Origin of the sequence: Acinetobacter sp. ANC 3882 (genome assembly GCF_022549545.1) — a bacterium.
Taxonomy (GTDB): domain Bacteria; phylum Pseudomonadota; class Gammaproteobacteria; order Pseudomonadales; family Moraxellaceae; genus Acinetobacter.
Genome location: NZ_JAKZGB010000005.1, coordinates 219,179 through 233,867 on the forward strand (window position 1 = coordinate 219,179; position 14,689 = coordinate 233,867).

A 14,689-nucleotide genomic window follows, 5' to 3' on the forward strand; every position below is an offset into this window, starting at 1 on the left:
GCACTTCTTATTAGAAAATAATGATGTATAAACTGAAAATTAAATATTAATAAAAATCATTTGATTATTTTTTAATAACGGTAAGTCTTCTTTTAAGTTTAATTAAAACAAATAACTAAATTTATCGATCTAAACTTGAATTGATAATAAAAACGATTATCATTTGCAGTGTATTTTTGGTTAATTCTCCTTTTGGAAATGAATGCATCCTTCTTTAAAATTTTTCGGGGGAATGAGGTGCATGTTTTCAAATACGTTCCCTTTTTATAAGGACATATTTCATGCATCAAAATCCAACTTTAAATGTGTTTAAAGCGCGCCCGCTTGTATTGGCGATGGCTGCGATCCTATTACCTTCATTCGCGTTTGCGGAAAATGATGAAAATGCAAAGTTGCCAACGATTACAGTAAAAGCGGATGATCAAAACAAAGAGAAAACAGCTTATACCGTAAAAAAAACAACAACAGCAGTGCCATTAGGATTATCTGTGAAGGAAACACCCCAATCAGTTTCTATTGTTACAGAGCAGAGAATGAAAGATCAGGGGCTTACCAGCCTAGTAGATGTTGCTGAAAATGTAACAGGGATTAATGCTCAACGTTATGAAACTAATCGTAATAGTTTACATGCACGTGGTTTTCAAATTGATAATTATCAAATAGATGGCGTTCCAACGCGCTATGAACAACCTTGGAGTTCGGGTGAAACGGCAACAAGTGCAGTTCTATTTGATCGTATCGAAGTTGTACGCGGGGCAACAGGCTTAATGACAGGGCCAGGGAATCCTTCAGCAGCAATTAATATGATTCGTAAGCGAGCGAACAGCAAAGTCCCAACAGGTAATTTAGAGGTGAGTGGCGGTAGCTGGAACAATTATCGTGTTGTGGGAGATGTTTCTAATAGTTTAAACGAATCAGGCTCAGTACGAGGTCGTGCCGTTGCCCAGTATGAAAAGGGCGATAGTTATATTGATTTACTCAATAAACAAGCATTGACTGCCTTGCTTACTGGAGAAGCTGATCTGACTGAGAATACGATATTGTCAGCAGGTGTGAGTTATCAAGAAAATAAAGGCGATAGTCCAATGTGGGGAGGCTTACCTGTTTGGTATAGCGATGGCAGTCGTGCCAAATGGAATCGTAGTAAAACAACAAGCACAAATTGGGCACAGTGGGATAGCGATTACACCAATCTATTTGCAGATATAACCCACCGTTTTAATGAAAATTGGAATGCCAAATTGTCATATAGTCGAGGGGACCGTAATGGTGACTCGAAATTATTGTACTTGTCTGGCAGCCCAGATAAAAATACGGGTCTAGGTCTGGGGGCATTTACTGGCTCTTATATTACCAATACGAAGCAAGATGATATTAGTTTGCAGGTGAATGGTAAGTTTGATTTATTAGGTAAACAGCATGATTTAACCCTTGGTTATGTTCATTCTACACAGGACTTTAATTCTGATAGTCGAAATGCAAAATACGTAACACAGCCCGTTATAAATTTTAATAACTGGAATGGTTCATATCCTGCACCTGAATGGGAGAATGCGAGCTTCTATGAGAAAAGCAAGACCAAACAAGATGCGGTTTATGTTGCAACACGTTGGACTCTGTTAGACCCATTAAAGCTGATTTTAGGTGGCCGTTTAACAGATTTCCAAAAAACAGGAAATGGGCTTTGGACACCAGCTTACGACATTAAACATGGCAACGAATTTACGCCTTATGCGGGTGTTATTTATGATATTAACGATGCAATTTCAGCTTATGCAAGTTATACCAGTATCTTTCAACCTCAGGCTGAGCAAGATATTAATGGTAAAGTTCTTGATCCTATCGAAGGTAACAGTACCGAAATCGGTTTGAAATCAGGCTGGTTTGATGGGCGTTTAAATGGAACCTTGGCTTTATTTAAAATTGAACAAGATAATTTAGCGCAACAGGCTGGTGTTCATGAGAATAAAGATATTTATTATCGCGCTGCAAAAGGAACCGAGAGTAAAGGATTTGAGTTAGAGTTGAGTGGTGAGATTTTACCAGACTGGAAGTTAACAGCAGGTTATAGTCAGTTTAAGGCGACTGATGTTAATGGAGATGACATTAACTCTGAACTACCTCGTAAAATGATACAGACTTTTACAACCTATAAATTACCAGGTACATTCAGCGCATTCACAGTTGGTGGAGGTGTAAACTGGCAAAGCAGTACTTATGTTAAAGCCGTGAACCCACTGAAAGTGACTGAAAAGGTTGATCAGGGCTCATATGCACTAGTGAACTTAATGGCTCGCTATCAATTAACCAAAGACTTCTCCGCACAGCTAAATATCAATAATTTATTTGATAAAGAGTATTACGGAATTTTCCCTGCTTATGGCCAAACGACTTGGGGAGCTCCAAGGAATGCCACTTTAGCTTTACGCTATCAATTCTAAAATTTAATAAATAAAAAAACGGCTGAATTCAGCCGTTTTTTTATTGAAGATGTGGATAAGTTTTGGGTTATTCACAAGCATTTTGAGTCGAATAAGCGCGTTCAACTTTGCAGATTTCGACGCTAAAATCTTGATACCATTTTTCTTTACCTAAACGCTGGGCAACTAGATGTTCTGCATCTTGTTGCCAATGTTTAATATCTTCAAGACTGTTCCAGTAAGACAGCGCAATTTCAAAACCATTTTCACTACATGCTTCAAACTTTAGGCAGTTGTATGTGCCCAATGCTTTATTTCTCAGCATTTGTGCCATTTCTGAATAAGTCGTATCGAGTTGTTTGATCGTGGCCTTAAAAATAACGATATACATAGCGTCCTATTATTTACTGCTCATCGGCTTGATAAGGATTGGCGATACCTAATTTTTTCAGAATCTCAATCTCCAAAGCTTCCATTTCTTCTGCTTCTACTTCACTGGTTTCATGATCGTAGCCAAGCAAATGGAGAACGCCGTGAACCAGTAAATGGACGAAATGATCAGTTGGCGTTTTCTGCTGCTCGGCAGCTTCTTGCAATACGACAGGAATGCAAATCACTAAATCACCGAGAGGTTCTGCATCGAGTAAGCTGAGCATTTCCTCGGGGATATCACTTGGGAAGGACAGCACATTAGTGGGTTTGTCTTTTTCACGATATTGCAGATTGAGCTCATGGCTTTCAGCGAGATCAACACAGGCAATCCCAATTTCACAATTGACATCGAAACCAACATGACGCAGTGCAGTTTCAATTTGTTTTTTAATTTGACCACGCTTCAGTGGCAGTTCAGCAGCTTGAAAGTCTTGTTGAAGACTTAAATTGATTTTCAAAATAGATCCTTAAAATCGCCCCCTACGATGTGACTAAAGCATCGTAGGGGGAGTGAGGGGGATTTTTCTAAAAGTGTTGAGCATCCGCGGCAGAATCATTTTCTGCAACGAGTGCTTCTTGTCGAGCTTTGCGTTCGGCGCGGGCTTCAGCAGACAAACGTTGCTGTTCGCTGTCCCAACCTTCGTAAGCTTCTACAATTTTTTGTACCAATTGATGACGGACGACATCTCGAGAATGGAAGCGGGTAATATGAATTTCATGCACATTTTCAATGACACGTAAGGCATGTGCCAAGCCCGATTGCTGTCCGCGAGGTAAGTCAACTTGGGTGACGTCACCTGTAATCACGGCACGCGAACCAAAACCTAAACGAGTGAGGAACATTTTCATCTGTTCAGGGGTGGTGTTTTGCGCTTCGTCTAAAATTACAAAGGAATGATTGAGTGTTCGTCCACGCATATAAGCAAGAGGAGCAACTTCAATCACTTGGCGTTCGATCAGTTTGGCGACTTTTTCAAAGCCAAGCATTTCATATAACGCATCGTAAAGTGGACGTAAATAAGGATCAATCTTTTGAGTGAGATCGCCTGGTAAGAAACCGAGTTTTTCACCTGCTTCTACGGCAGGACGAACCAATAAGATCCGTTGGATTTCATTACGTTCCAACATATCTACCGCTGCCGCAACAGCAAGATAGGTTTTACCCGTACCTGCTGGACCAACACCGAATGAAATATCGCTTTGTAAAATACGCTGTACATAACGCTTTTGATTGGCGCCACGTGGGTTGATGCGCCCTTTGCGGGTCTGCAACCAAACATTATCTAAACCCGTATGTTCTTGATCTGAATCATCCATCAGTTCACGGTCTGTCTGTGAACCTTGGATCATCAAATGGATCGCATCGGCACTGATTTGTGAGGAAATTTCTGATTCTTGATAGAGCCGTTGCAATAATGCTTCGGCTCTTTCGACCGCTTCTATATCACCATCGAGATAAAAGGCATCGCCACGGTGAGTAATTTTGACATCTAAACGTTGTTCGATTTGTTTTAAATGCCCGTTATACGCACCGAGCATGCTTTTCAAACGTTCCATTGAAATCTCAGGGAACGTTACTGTACGTCGAATCGCTGCAGTCAAGATAAACCCTTTTTGTTGCTTTGTAGGAATACCCCTTACATTACGCCACGTCAGGTTCAAGATTCAAGAGTTCGCCATAAACTAAATTTAAAGTTTTAATTTCAGTGATCTCAATCTCTGCGAAACGCCCAATCCAAGTGGCATCACCAATAAAAGTAACTAAACGTGTATTGTCAGCTGTACCCATTAAAACATTTGGATCTTTATCCGATACTTTTTCAATCAGAACACGCTCGATTTTGCCAAGCATTGCATCAGTTTTATCAATACTTGATTTTTTGATCACCTGTTGAACTTGTGCTAAACGGTCCTTTTTCACTTGTTCAGGTGTGCTATCTGGTAAATCAGAAGCAGGCGTACCAGGACGTTTTGAGTAAACAAAACTATAAGAATGATCGAAATCCAAATCTTTAATGAATTGCAATGTTTCAGCAAAATGCGCATCGGTTTCACCAGGGAAACCAATAATAAAATCACTGGATAAATGCATATCTGGGCGAACTTTACGCAATTTAGCAATTTTATCGATGTACACATCAATAGTGTGGTTACGTTTCATAGCTTGCAGTACATCGTTTGAACCACTTTGTACTGGTAAATGTAAATGCGAAACCATTTGCGGTAAATCACGGTAGCATTGAATTAAATCTTCAGAGAATTCAAGCGGGTGAGAGGTGGTATAACGTAAACGACCAATGCCTGGGATTTCTGCGACTAAACGGAGTAACTCAGGGAAGGTACAAATCTCACCTTCGAAGGTTTCACCACGATAGCCATTCACGTTTTGACCGAGTAAGCTGATTTCACGCACGCCTTTTTCAGCCAAGCCAGCAATTTCTGCCAATACATCATCCAATGGACGAGAGACTTCCTCACCACGGGTATAGGGAACGACGCAGAATGAACAGTATTTAGAGCAGCCTTCCATAATTGAAACAAATGCTTTAAAGCCTTCCACACGTGGTTCTGGCAAAAAGTCGAACTTTTCGATATCTGGGAAAGAAATATCAACCAATTTGATTTTTTCTTTCTTTGGTTTTTCCACTTGCTCATTATGCTGATCTAACATTTGTGGCAAACGGTGCAAGGTTTGCGGACCAAATACCATATCGACATAAGGTGCACGTTTTTGGATGTTGTCACCTTCCTGAGAAGCGACACAACCACCTACACCAATGACCAGATCAGGATTTTTTTCTTTAAGCTTGCGCCAGCGGCCTAAACCACTAAATACCTTTTCTTGTGCTTTTTCACGAATTGAACAGGTGTTCATGAGCAGGATATCTGCTTCATTCGGATTGTCAGTGAGCACATAGCCGTGTGAATCACCTAACAAATCTGCCATACGATGACTGTCATACTCATTCATCTGACACCCTTGAGTTTCAATAAACAATTTCTTGATTGAAACATCAGCGGTGTGCATTGGCTGGGTAACAGTGTTTTCTGAAGCAGCTTTTACAGCACTGGGAATGAATGTTTGAACCGTCATGCAGGCTCCTAAACAAGGTGGATTTAAATAAACGGCGGATTATAGCAGTATTTTAGACTGAACGCAGAGAATAAAAAACTGACAAAAATGGACAGTTTGTGAATAAAATTGCGTGAATTTTAATGAATATGAATCAGTAATTTACATAACACAACAATAGTAGAAGGCTAGACTTATTACACTATAATGGCAGGGCGAAATTGGGCATATATATTGATGAAGATGAAAAAGCAGCGTGATTTTAGAACAACCGAAAGTCATAAATTGAATAACAAGAACAGCCTCCGTTGTTTTATCGCAATGGGCGGCATGATTGCTTGTTCCGCTGTCTATGCTTTAGATGAACAATTTAATGACGCGTTGCGCGCTGCCAATGCAAGTAATACGGCTTTGCTCGATCAATACCAATTTGAAATGCAAAATGATGCACTGGGTTATTATCCTGAGTATTGGAAATTGAATACCAATCTGGGGTTTCAACCAGCATCCTCAATTATTAGTTTTGCACAACGTTATCCTCAATCTGCGATGGCAGAAAAACTGGCTGCCGATTTTGTTGAAGAAAAAGTAAAACTGGGTAGCTTCACCGATGCAAAACCTGTCCTCAGTTATGTGACCAATCCAGATCAAGAAGAAAGCTGTGCAGTGGCACAGGTACGCGCAAAAACAGGCGATAGTCTGGTTTTTGCCGAATATAAAGATATTTGGCTCACTACCAATTCTCAGCCTGAATCATGTAATGGTTTAGGCCGTTTGATGTTGTCTAGTCCACTGATGACTGCTCAAGATCGCCAGCAAAGATTATGGGGGCAACTCCGCGCAGGGCAATCTGGACCCGCAATTGCGACAGCTCAAACCATGGGTTTGAACCTTTCTTTAGCGCAGTTCAATCAAATTCAAGCCAATCCATTAGGGTATTTGTGGAGTGCGCCAAAAGCAAATGATGCGGATTATGCTTATTTGATCTTTGCATTAGGACGTGTTGCAGATAGCGATTTAACCAACGCATTGGGTAATATCCAGCGAGTTGCACAAGATACGCCGCAACCTGTACAGAAATATTTGTACCGTACCATTGGTTATGTGGGTGGTACCACGGTGATGAAGAATGGTTTTAATCGTGAAGTCTTAAATGCTTTTGACCAAAGCTATGGTTACCCATTGAGTCCAGAAGAAGCAGAGATTTATGCCCGTCAGGCGATTCGTTTTGGTGCTTGGGAAAGTTTAGTTCGTGCCATTGATGCGATGTCTGTGACCCAAAAGCAGGAAGATCGTTGGCAGTATTGGTTAGCACGTGCATCGGAGCAACGTTCGGATAGCGGGTCAAAACAAGCGGCACAGCAGATTTATCGCAAGCTTGCACAAAGTGGTGATGACTATCACAACCTGCTCGCCAAAGATCGTTTAGGCGAACGCTATAATCATCAACCTTATAATGAACAACCAAGTGCCCAAGATACGCAGCGCCTCAATCAAAATATTCATTTTAGACGTGCTTTTGCATTAAGAGATGTCAATGCCCCAGCCAACTATACCAATCGTGAGTGGAACTGGGCAGTTCGCCAAGCCTATTTGCAACACGACGATGGTCTGCTTCTCGCAGCAGCAAAACGTGCCCATGATGTAGGTTGGTATGATCGCGCAATTTATGCGGCGGACCGTACCACATCTCGTCATAATGATACTTACCGTTATGCGACACCGCATCGTAGCAATGTAACCAGCCATAGTTACAATGCTGGTATTGATCCTGCTTGGGCGTATGGTTTAATGCGCCAAGAAAGCCGTTTTGTGACTTCTGCACGTTCACATGTGGGTGCCGGCGGCTTAATGCAGATCATGCCAAACACGGCAAAACTGATTGCACGACAAATGGGTGAAACTTATAACCCCGCGGCATTAAGTGAAATGAATACCAATATTCGTTACGGGACTTATTACCTTTCAATGATCCAAAGTCAATTGAGCGGTAGTTCTGTATTGGCAACTGCGGGTTATAACGCTGGTCCGAATCGTGCACGCCGTTGGCAGCCTGATGTTCAGACCATGGCAGCGGATCAATACACTGAAACCATTCCGTTACTGGAAACACGTGACTATGTAAAACATGTCATGACCAATGCCACGCATTATGGCGTGGTATTAGGGCAAGGGGCGCAATCGTTAGAAAAACGAATGAGCACGATTCCTGTACGCAGTGGGCCTTAAGACACACCAAGATGTTTAAGTGAAACAATGAAGTTTTTGCATTTGATGAAACCCGTCCAATTACTCAAAGGGCAGTTGATGAGATCTCTACAGGTGTTGATCTGTTATTCGGTCTTGTCTTTTACTGCACCCTTACATGCTGCAAGTGATCAAGATGTGGCGGGATATGTCATGCATGTACAAATGACACCAGCAGCGTGTGCCTTTGATTCATCACGACAAAAACAACGTAAATGTTTGGAAGGTTATTCACTGACCATTGCAAGCTTATTGCCTGAAGTGCCTTTAAATCGGGATTGTTCAACCAAAAGCTCTGCCAAACTCTCACCATTACAAGCCAAAGTGGTTGCGCGGGTAATGCCTGATGAAAATGCACGTGTGCAACTGTGGCAGGATGTCGGTGGATGTATGCCCATGAATGCCAGTCAATATTTTAGAACGGTGATTAACTTCGCTGAGCGGTTGAAAATACCAGCCGATTTGACCAGTCCAAATACGATTGAAGTTCAAAAAGAAAATTTGAGACAGCAATTTACCAAGCTCAATCCATCTTTACCGCCCAACGGGATTCGCTTTACTTGCCAGTCATCAAGATTTGATACGGTATTAACTGAGATTCGCGTCTGTTATCAGAAAAATGGTCAATATAAACAATGTGCAAGCCATATTGTGACGGGCTGCCCAAGTGAGTTTACAATTAAAGGAAGTTATTAGAGATTTACCTAGTTTGATTTGTATTTTCTATTAGACTTTTGTTGAAATTCATTCTCTTTTACATGCATCTGTATTCGCTTTAGAGTACAATCTTTGCCGTTTATGATAATTCGATTGAATAATAATAGCGTTCAATCGTGCAAACGCATCTCATTGGAGAATATCACATGAAGCAACCCGTTCGTGTAGCCGTTACAGGCGCTGCTGGTCAAATTGGTTATAGCTTATTATTCCGTATCGCAAGCGGTGAAATGCTCGGTAAAGATCAACCAGTAATTTTACAATTGCTTGAAGTTCCTTTTGAGAAAGCTCAACAAGCGCTTAAAGGCGTAATGATGGAACTTGACGACTGTGCTTTCCCATTATTGGCAGGTATGATCGGGACTGATGATCCTAAAGTTGCATTTAAAGATGCTGACTATGCATTGTTGGTAGGTTCACGTCCACGTGGTCCTGGTATGGAACGTGCTGACTTGTTGAAAGTCAACGGTGAAATTTTCATTGGTCAAGGCCAAGCACTTAACGAAGTTGCTAGCCGTGATGTTAAAGTATTGGTTGTAGGTAACCCTGCAAATACCAATGCCTATATCGCAATGAAATCTGCGCCAGATCTTCCAGCGAAAAACTTTACAGCAATGTTACGTCTTGACCACAACCGTGCGTTAACTCAAATTGCTCAAAAAGCGGGTGTTGCAGTTTCTGATATCGAGAAATTAACTGTTTGGGGTAACCACTCTCCAACAATGTATGCTGACTACCGTTTTGCAACTGCAAATGGCGAAAGCTTAAAAGACAAAATCAACGATGCAGAATGGAACAAAGATACGTTCCTTCCAACTGTTGGTAAACGTGGTGCTGCGATCATCGAAGCGCGTGGTTTGTCTTCAGCTGCTTCAGCTGCGAATGCTGCAATCGACCATATGCGTGACTGGGCGTTGGGTACAAACGGCAAATGGGTAACTATGGGTATCCCATCTGACGGTTCTTATGGTATTCCAGAAGGCGTAATGTACGGTGTGCCAGTTACTTGTGAAAATGGCGAATACACACGTGTTGAAGGTCTTGAAATTGATGAATTCAGCCGTGAGCGCATGAACATCACGCTTCAAGAACTTGAAGATGAGCGTGCAGCGATTGCTGACATGTTAAAATAATTTATCTTTTTGATAAATTGAAAGCACTCTCCCAGAGAGTGCTTTTTTTATGAGACAACGAACAAAAAACAACAAGAAAATATAGACATACATCTGCATGATAATGGTGTTTACTGTTAAATTATTTTTATAAGAGAGATGATTTGGAGAACAACAATGTTTGAACAGCAACCGACACTGGAACTTTTATTTGAGCAACTCGGGCTTGGGGCTGATGATGCTGCAATTGAAAATTTTGTCAAAGCCCACCAGTTACCTGCCGATCAAAAATTACATGAAGCTGAGTTTTGGAGTGCAGGACAGCGTGATTTTCTAAAAAGTCATTGGGATAAAGATGATGAATGGGCCATTGTGATCGATGAGCTTAATCAGCAATTACATCTCGACAGCACAAAATAATGAATCAGTAAAATAAAGCTCACATTTTAGTGAGCTTTATTTTTTATAAGGGCTGCAAACCAGTCTTCTTGACGTGCTTGAGTAAAAGCAGGGTGCAGCTGTAATAACTCTAAATCATGATCCAAGCAAGATACGTATTTCGTTAGCCAATGTCGTGTTAATGCTAGTTCTTGCTTAGCAGCCGAAGCGTAAGCCAAGAAGAAATAAATATCTAAGTGTTCTGTATATGCCAAAGGTTTAAGAATTTGCTGTGTAATTAAAGCAAAACGCTGCTCTTTAGTGAGCTCAAAGTAAATCATATAGGCTTTGGCTAAACATAAAGACAAATTCAAATACAAGCTTAATGGCATTTCATCATATTCAACACGAGCTTGTTCAAGCAGTACGATTGCTTCTTGTAAGAAATGCAATTGTTCCTGACGAATATGGCTCAGTACCACCAATTGCAAACGTAGGTCAGCACGTTCTAAAGCAAGTTCGGGGGTATTGCTGTCTAAATAGAGTTGGTCTGTTTCACCAATTCGAGCAATCACTTGTTGAGTTTCATTCGACATTATTGATCCAAAATCGTCAGTTATGCGTGATATATAAGGTTATTTTTAGGAATTTAAAGGCTGGAAAGTAAATAGAGCCTAGTTATTCCAGATCGAGTTTCCGCCACGGAGCCATGCGGTAATGGATAAACGCTGCTGCTTTGACAGAAGAACCTCATGCATTAAGTCACTTTGGAAGATGGCAAGGCGGTTCGACAACGGCTGGATGATATGCCATTGATCGTTTTTGTCTTGTAAGCGTAATTGGCCACCCCAATCTTCTTGCCAGTGTTCATGTAGATAGAAAACGGTTGAGATGATCCGATCATTTTTCTGTTGAGGGTTATCACGGTGCAAGGCATAAAACTCACCTGCGTTATAGCAGGCAAAATGTGCTTCAACTTCTTTTATCCCAAGATAAAACGCTTGGTTTAAGGTCTGAGATAAGTGTTCCAAAGCTTGAATATGTCGTTGTGCAATCGGCAGTTGTCCATCAATCCATAAAATATGATCGCTACGAATATGGCTGACGACACCGTTTTGCACACCTGCGGCTCTAAACTCAGCCAAATGCGAGCTACATTCCTGCACCAGTGATTGGACATACTCAATAGAATAGACATCATCAATCAAAGCAAAGCCAAATTCATTCAAATCGTCCAAAATTTTATCTAAATTCCATGATTGGAGATTTAAAGATTGAGAGGGTTGTTGCATAGAGCTCCATTGAACATTGGTTTGATTACAGTGCAATTTTAGTCGATCACATCAACGCTAAAGAATACTTTTTTCTTTCATGTTAAACTATGTGCTGAATTGAGGAATAATTGTCAACATGAATTACCGTCACCATTTCCATGCGGGTAACTTTGCCGATGTTATGAAGCATGTACTTTTGCTTCAACTGCTCGCTCGTTTAAATGCTAAAGATAAACCTTATCGATATATAGATACCCATGGTGGTGCAGGTAAATATGATTTATCTACTTCTGAAGCACAAAAATCAGGTGAATTCTTAACGGGTATCCATCGTTTGGTCAAGCTTGACGATTCGATTAAGCGTAATGCGCCTGAAGGTGTAAAGCAATATCTTAAAATCGTTGAAGATATGCGTGCAGGTTCTGGTAAAGGTGCTTATCCGGGTTCACCTTGGTTTGCGCTTGAAGGCATGCGTGATATTGATAAAGCGACTATATTTGAAATGCAGCGTGATGTATTTCAACAATTGTATTTTAATATCCGTGATAAACGTGCGGGTTTGCATGAGCGTGATTTTTACGAAGGTCTTATGGGGGTAATTCCACCTAAAGAAAAACGTGGATTGGTCATGATTGACCCGCCTTACGAAATCGAGCGTAAAGACTTTCCGCAATTGGTTGAAATACTCCAAGCCGCTCATAAAAAATGGCCAACAGGTGTATTTGCTGTTTGGTATCCGATTAAAGACCGCGCCATGATTGAACGTTTTGAAAAGAAAATGTTTAAAACGGGTATTCGTCGTCAGCTCATCTGTGAAATTTGTGTATGGCCCGATGACACGCCAGTAGGATTGAATGGTTGTGGTTTATTGGTGATTAATCCACCTTGGAAATTCTCAGAAGATGCAGATCAAGCATTACAATGGTTATTTCCACATTTACGCATGAGTGAAAATGGTGGACATGCTGCTGTGCGTTGGTTGGTGGGTGAATAACCCATCAATGTCAAACTATTCTCGAGGAATTGAAAATAATGACAAATTCTCTTAAACCTGATTCTGATTTAAATAAAGATGATCATTCTTTTGACGGGATCACTTTTGAAGTAGAAGAAGAAGAACACACGCACGAAGGACAAAAAGTGAAACGCCGTGGTATCTATTTGTGGCCTAACCTGATTACAACTGCTGCACTTCTTTCTGGTTTTTATTCCATTATTGCCAGTATGAATGGCAACTTTAATCAAGCGATTTATGCCATTTTCTTGGCGGCATTGCTTGATGGTTTGGATGGGCGAGTTGCACGTGCAATTGGTGCACAAAGTGCATTTGGTGAGCAATACGATTCGCTTTCTGACTTGTTAGCTTTTGGTGTTGCGCCTGCAATCTTGATGTATAGCTGGAGTTTGCATGATTTGGGTCGTATTGGCTTGGCATGTTGCTTCATCTATACCGCTTGTGCAGCTTTCCGTTTAGCACGTTTTAATGTGCAAATTGGTGTTGTGGATAAGCGTTATTTTATTGGTATTGCCAGCCCACTCGCTGCGGTGACAGTCATTTCCTTGGTATGGGTCGGTCGTGATTATCCATTTATCTTTGATTTAAAAGATATTGTGATTCAAGTGATCAATTCAGTGGTCATGGTTGCGGTTGGTTTACTGATGATTTCCAACATCAAATACTATTCATTTAAACAAATGGATCGCAAACGTGTACCTTTTGTCGTGATGTTACCTGTGGTCTTGATTTTTGCTGCAATCACGTACAACATTCCTGTAGGGATCTTAATTGTCTGTATCCTCTATGTACTTTCAGGATTTGTGACGACATTATTTGCCAAAAAGAATGATGCAAAAATAACAACTTAAAATACGGAGGTTCAGTATGCCAATATTGATGAATAACAATCAATTAAAGCAGCTGAACCTCAATAAGTCAGATGCTTTAACTTTTCATCCACCTAAAGGTCTATTTAAAATTGTTTACCAGGCGTTGATCCTGCCGAATTTGCCTGAACCTTTTCATTATTTAAATTTCATCAGCCTGATTGGGCAACCCCGTATCCCTATTTGCTATAACGCCAGTGCTATTGCTACGACGGCAATTGATACTGCGACAGTTCTGGTAGGGAGTAGTGTTTCAACTGTCGGGCATCTCAAAAGTTATAGTGCCAAAGAGCAGTGTCAATTAGAGCAAGACCGCTATCAGTTTTTAGATATAGATCAGATCCAGGTTGATTTCCCAAACTATTATTTTAAGCGTGATGATGAAGAACTCAGTTGCCAACTCAAAGTGAATATTGGGACTGAAATAGAAAATCATTCAGCCTTACAATGGGGCGTTGGGGATTATTGGTATGTTCGCTGCCAATGCGAAGGCGAAATCATTTATAAAAAACAAAAATATCAAATCGAGGCGCAAGGGATACTAAAACACGCCAGAGCCATCTATTTACCTTTTATCGCTTTTCATTTTTTTACTTATCAAATCATTCAGGTTAATGCTGACTTTCAGATCATCTTGTCTGAACTTAGAAATCAATGGAATAACATTATTTTTTCTAGAATTGAAATTCAGTCAAATGAACAGCAGTCGATTCTTTATGATCATCAAGTAATTTTGGATGTTACCCGTGTTTATCCTAAAGTACAGACGCCTAATGGAAGGGAGATGTATTTGCCTCGAGAATTTGTTTGGCAATATCAAGAAAATGATGAGATTGTCTTTCAATTACAGGCGCAAAGCCGTGGTGACTATAAATTTGGCTTAGCCGCAGGCTACGTGGGTAGTTTTAACTACCAGCTATTATGGAATAAGCAGAGCTACGAGGGTTCTGGGTATTGTGAATATATCGACTGTCGGCCTCTTCATTGGCAAGAAAAAAGTAAAACTGAACAAATAATGGACCAAATACCGCATTTTCAACCTTATTTGTGCAAAAAATAGTCGCTTGGATTAATAATTTAAGATTATTTGAAAAATGGGGTTGCGCCTGGTCTGAAATGCTGTAGAATGCACATCCATCGGCGGTGATGCAG

14 protein-coding genes are annotated in these 14,689 nt (G+C 40.7%); 8 read left to right on the forward strand and 6 right to left on the reverse strand.

Annotation, left to right across the window (positions count from 1 at the left end; translation table 11 throughout):
* Positions 1 to 281: 281 nt before the first annotated feature.
* Positions 282 to 2,441, forward strand: a complete 2,160-nt coding sequence (gene fhuE, locus MMO42_RS11920; RefSeq protein WP_277603330.1) for a ferric-rhodotorulic acid/ferric-coprogen receptor FhuE — start codon at positions 282 to 284, stop codon at positions 2,439 to 2,441.
* A gap of 67 nt (positions 2,442 to 2,508) precedes the next feature.
* Here the strand turns inward: fhuE and MMO42_RS11925 are convergent, their stop codons facing one another.
* The 4 genes from MMO42_RS11925 to miaB all read right to left on the reverse strand — a co-directional run bounded on the left by MMO42_RS11925 (position 2,509) and on the right by miaB (position 5,946).
* Positions 2,509 to 2,811 (reverse strand): antibiotic biosynthesis monooxygenase, encoded by a 303-nt coding sequence (locus MMO42_RS11925; RefSeq protein ID WP_241320671.1) that lies wholly within the window; start codon positions 2,809 to 2,811, stop codon positions 2,509 to 2,511.
* Between the two features lie 13 nt (positions 2,812 to 2,824).
* Positions 2,825 to 3,310: an rRNA maturation RNase YbeY gene (gene ybeY, locus MMO42_RS11930; protein WP_241320672.1), complete on the reverse strand. Its 486-nt coding sequence runs from the start codon at positions 3,308 to 3,310 to the stop codon at positions 2,825 to 2,827.
* A 67-nt stretch (positions 3,311 to 3,377) separates the two neighbouring features.
* Positions 3,378 to 4,454 carry a PhoH family protein gene (locus MMO42_RS11935; protein WP_032857438.1) on the reverse strand — a complete coding sequence of 359 codons (1,077 nt, stop codon included), beginning with the start codon at positions 4,452 to 4,454 and terminating at the stop codon, positions 3,378 to 3,380.
* Positions 4,455 to 4,494: 40 nt separating this feature from the next.
* The gene (gene miaB, locus MMO42_RS11940) at positions 4,495 to 5,946 is read right to left on the reverse strand and encodes a tRNA (N6-isopentenyl adenosine(37)-C2)-methylthiotransferase MiaB (protein WP_241320673.1); all 1,452 of its coding nucleotides are present in this window, start codon (positions 5,944 to 5,946) and stop codon (positions 4,495 to 4,497) included.
* 300 nt (positions 5,947 to 6,246) lie between these two features.
* Here miaB and MMO42_RS11945 point away from each other — a divergent pair, with 300 nt between their 5' ends.
* The 4 genes from MMO42_RS11945 to MMO42_RS11960 all read left to right on the forward strand — a co-directional run bounded on the left by MMO42_RS11945 (position 6,247) and on the right by MMO42_RS11960 (position 10,421).
* On the forward strand, positions 6,247 to 8,154 hold the full coding sequence (locus tag MMO42_RS11945) for a lytic transglycosylase domain-containing protein (RefSeq protein ID WP_241320686.1): 1,908 nt from the start codon (positions 6,247 to 6,249) through the stop codon (positions 8,152 to 8,154).
* Positions 8,155 to 8,199: 45 nt separating this feature from the next.
* Positions 8,200 to 8,868, forward strand: a complete 669-nt coding sequence (locus tag MMO42_RS11950; RefSeq protein ID WP_241320687.1) for a ribonuclease I — start codon at positions 8,200 to 8,202, stop codon at positions 8,866 to 8,868.
* A 167-nt stretch (positions 8,869 to 9,035) separates the two neighbouring features.
* Entirely contained in the window at positions 9,036 to 10,022 is a 987-nt protein-coding gene (locus MMO42_RS11955; protein ID WP_004668635.1) for a malate dehydrogenase, read from the forward strand.
* Between the two features lie 156 nt (positions 10,023 to 10,178).
* Positions 10,179 to 10,421: a DUF2789 family protein gene (locus MMO42_RS11960; protein ID WP_241320674.1), complete on the forward strand. Its 243-nt coding sequence runs from the start codon at positions 10,179 to 10,181 to the stop codon at positions 10,419 to 10,421.
* A 26-nt stretch (positions 10,422 to 10,447) separates the two neighbouring features.
* Here MMO42_RS11960 and MMO42_RS11965 read toward each other — a convergent pair whose 3' ends face one another.
* On the reverse strand, positions 10,448 to 10,975 hold the full coding sequence (locus MMO42_RS11965; RefSeq protein WP_241320675.1) for a hypothetical protein: 528 nt from the start codon (positions 10,973 to 10,975) through the stop codon (positions 10,448 to 10,450).
* 78 nt (positions 10,976 to 11,053) lie between these two features.
* Positions 11,054 to 11,671 carry a 2OG-Fe(II) oxygenase gene (locus tag MMO42_RS11970; protein ID WP_241320676.1) on the reverse strand — a complete coding sequence of 206 codons (618 nt, stop codon included), beginning with the start codon at positions 11,669 to 11,671 and terminating at the stop codon, positions 11,054 to 11,056.
* A gap of 118 nt (positions 11,672 to 11,789) precedes the next feature.
* Here MMO42_RS11970 and rlmJ point away from each other — a divergent pair, with 118 nt between their 5' ends.
* The 3 genes from rlmJ to MMO42_RS11985 are packed head-to-tail and all read left to right on the forward strand — an operon-like array spanning position 11,790 to position 14,597.
* Positions 11,790 to 12,647 carry a 23S rRNA (adenine(2030)-N(6))-methyltransferase RlmJ gene (rlmJ, locus tag MMO42_RS11975; protein ID WP_005192293.1) on the forward strand — a complete coding sequence of 286 codons (858 nt, stop codon included), beginning with the start codon at positions 11,790 to 11,792 and terminating at the stop codon, positions 12,645 to 12,647.
* Positions 12,648 to 12,685: 38 nt separating this feature from the next.
* A complete protein-coding gene (gene pssA, locus MMO42_RS11980) occupies positions 12,686 to 13,519 on the forward strand; it encodes a CDP-diacylglycerol--serine O-phosphatidyltransferase (protein ID WP_005291652.1) in 834 nt (277 codons plus the stop codon).
* Between the two features lie 16 nt (positions 13,520 to 13,535).
* Positions 13,536 to 14,597 (forward strand): DUF6670 family protein, encoded by a 1,062-nt coding sequence (locus MMO42_RS11985; RefSeq protein ID WP_241320677.1) that lies wholly within the window; start codon positions 13,536 to 13,538, stop codon positions 14,595 to 14,597.
* Positions 14,598 to 14,689: the final 92 nt, after the last annotated feature.

Coding starts and splice junctions, on each gene's coding strand:
- miaB (WP_241320673.1), bottom strand. CDS start 5,946: ATGACGGTTCAAACATTCATTCCCAGTGCTGTAAAAGCTGCTTCAGAA.
- MMO42_RS11960 (WP_241320674.1), top strand. CDS start 10,179: ATGTTTGAACAGCAACCGACACTGGAACTTTTATTTGAGCAACTCGGG.
- pssA (WP_005291652.1), top strand. CDS start 12,686: ATGACAAATTCTCTTAAACCTGATTCTGATTTAAATAAAGATGATCAT.
- MMO42_RS11970 (WP_241320676.1), bottom strand. CDS start 11,671: ATGCAACAACCCTCTCAATCTTTAAATCTCCAATCATGGAATTTAGAT.
- MMO42_RS11985 (WP_241320677.1), top strand. CDS start 13,536: ATGCCAATATTGATGAATAACAATCAATTAAAGCAGCTGAACCTCAAT.
- MMO42_RS11925 (WP_241320671.1), bottom strand. CDS start 2,811: ATGTATATCGTTATTTTTAAGGCCACGATCAAACAACTCGATACGACT.
- MMO42_RS11945 (WP_241320686.1), top strand. CDS start 6,247: ATGGGCGGCATGATTGCTTGTTCCGCTGTCTATGCTTTAGATGAACAA.
- MMO42_RS11965 (WP_241320675.1), bottom strand. CDS start 10,975: ATGTCGAATGAAACTCAACAAGTGATTGCTCGAATTGGTGAAACAGAC.
- rlmJ (WP_005192293.1), top strand. CDS start 11,790: ATGAATTACCGTCACCATTTCCATGCGGGTAACTTTGCCGATGTTATG.
- MMO42_RS11950 (WP_241320687.1), top strand. CDS start 8,200: ATGAAACCCGTCCAATTACTCAAAGGGCAGTTGATGAGATCTCTACAG.
- fhuE (WP_277603330.1), top strand. CDS start 282: ATGCATCAAAATCCAACTTTAAATGTGTTTAAAGCGCGCCCGCTTGTA.
- MMO42_RS11955 (WP_004668635.1), top strand. CDS start 9,036: ATGAAGCAACCCGTTCGTGTAGCCGTTACAGGCGCTGCTGGTCAAATT.